General features: G+C 63.1%; 2 protein-coding genes and 2 tRNA genes. 3 read left to right on the top strand and 1 reads right to left on the bottom strand.

The window, feature by feature from the left end:
• Positions 1-64: 64 nt before the first annotated feature.
• Positions 65-139: transfer RNA gene (locus tag VF992_00420), tRNA-Pro, on the top strand.
• Positions 140-209: 70 nt separating this feature from the next.
• A tRNA-Arg gene (locus tag VF992_00415) sits at positions 210-283 on the top strand.
• Positions 284-352: 69 nt separating this feature from the next.
• Here VF992_00415 and VF992_00410 read toward each other — a convergent pair.
• Positions 353-1,282 (bottom strand): epimerase, encoded by a 930-nt coding sequence (locus tag VF992_00410; protein HEX9339627.1) that lies wholly within the window; start codon positions 1,280-1,282, stop codon positions 353-355.
• On the opposite strand from VF992_00410, the gene VF992_00405 reads away from it, so the two are divergent.
• Positions 1,256-1,663 (top strand): hypothetical protein (locus VF992_00405; GenBank protein HEX9339626.1); only part of this gene is annotated, 408 nt, incomplete at its 3' end. The two genes, VF992_00410 and VF992_00405, sit on opposite strands and share 27 nt — an antisense overlap.

Raw genomic sequence — 1,663 nt, 5'->3', positions numbered from 1 at the left:
TCCCCTTTCATTCGGTTTCTTCTGCTTCTAGCTTCCTTGCCTGGCAATGGGAATATGCCAATTTCGGGGCGTAGCGCAGTCCGGTTAGCGCGCCTGGTTCGGGACCAGGAGGTCGGAGGTTCAAATCCTCTCGCCCCGACTGCTAAAGAATGATCAATGATCAATGTCCAATGATCATTGATCATTGATCAGTGGACATTCTTAAGCAGGCGCCAGTAGCTCAGCTGGATAGAGCGTCGGCCTCCGGAGCCGAAGGTCCCGCGTTCGAATCGCGGCTGGCGCACTAGAAGGCGATCGCGAACCCCACTCGACCGAGCGACTGCTGGATCGGCGCCGCCAACGCCCGGGGCGTTCATGCATAGTGCGCAAGGAGCTCGGCTTCGCGCTCCGGACTGATCGGTGTGACACGAATCGGAAGGTCGTGTCCGGCCGCACCTTCACGGCGATCCCACTCGACCGTCGCGCGAATCGTGTCAACGAGAGGCCGGAAGGTCAAGCCTGCCGCGACCGCCCGCCGGTTGTCAGCCAGCAGCATCCCGCCGACCCGTGCGTCGCTCTCCGGAATCCAGAGGGGAAGCTCCGTCCAAGGCTTGACGCCTGCCGCAAGAAGATCCTCGTCCGGGACCCACGTGAGACGAGCGGGACTCTCCGTAACGGCGGCGCACTCCTCGAGCACCCTGCCCATCGTCAGCGGGGATGGAGGACCGACTGCGTTGAAGACTCCGACGCAGGAGTACTCGGCTAGCCGTACGCACCATTCGGCAAGATCACGCACGTCGACGACCTGCACCGGCCGTTTGGGACGGCCGGGCGCGAGCGCCTTGCCGCCGCGCGCAACCCGGCGAGGCCAGTACGTGAAGCGGTCCGTCGGATCGTGCGGCCCCACAATGAGGCCGGGTCGCACGCGCGCGACCCGGCCCGGCATGGTCTCTTCGAGCGCATCCTCGCAGCGTGCCTTGAGCGCTCCGTAGCCCTGGTCGCCTTCTGCGCGCGGGGCGTCCTCGTCGAACGAGCGGTGTGGAGGGAACTCTCGGTACACGGAGATACTCGAGATGAAGGTGTAGTGGGCAATCGCGCCGCTCAGCACGTCTGCCACTGCCCGAACCTGCTCCGGTCGGTAACCGGATGGATCGATGACTGCGTCGAAGCGGCGGCCGCGCAGCGCGGCGAGATCCCCGTCGCGGTCGCCGCACAGCTTTTCGATCTCGGGAAAAAGGTGTGGGTTCCGCCGGCCGCGGTTGAAGAGGACGACGTCATGCCCCCGGGCAAGCGCGACGTCCACGACGTGCCGACCGAGGAAGAGCGTTCCGCCGAGAACCAGGATTCTCACGCCATCGGATCTCCCGCGGAGGGTGACACTCCGCTTTCATCAAGGAGAGGTAAATTGACCGTTAGAAAGGAATATCTCATAGGTCTGATGGTTATGCGGGTCAAAGCCGTGCTTGTTCTGTGGCTGCTGTGTCTCTCTGTGCCGTGTTCCGGCCAAGTGAAGGTACCGGATACGCCTGCCGGACAGAAGTTTGCAGCCTGGCTGGAGGTTTTCAATCGCGGTGATCGCGAGGCGTACAAGGCCTTCCTCGAAGAGAACTATCCCTCAGAAGCTCAGCACGCCGACCAAGCGATGGCTTTTCGCGAGATGACGGGCGGCTTCGACCTCAAGAAA

The organism is Thermoplasmata archaeon (assembly GCA_036395115.1).
Classification (GTDB): Archaea; Thermoplasmatota; Thermoplasmata; order RBG-16-68-12; family RBG-16-68-12; genus RBG-16-68-12.
This window is presented reverse-complemented; position numbering and strand designations above follow the sequence as displayed.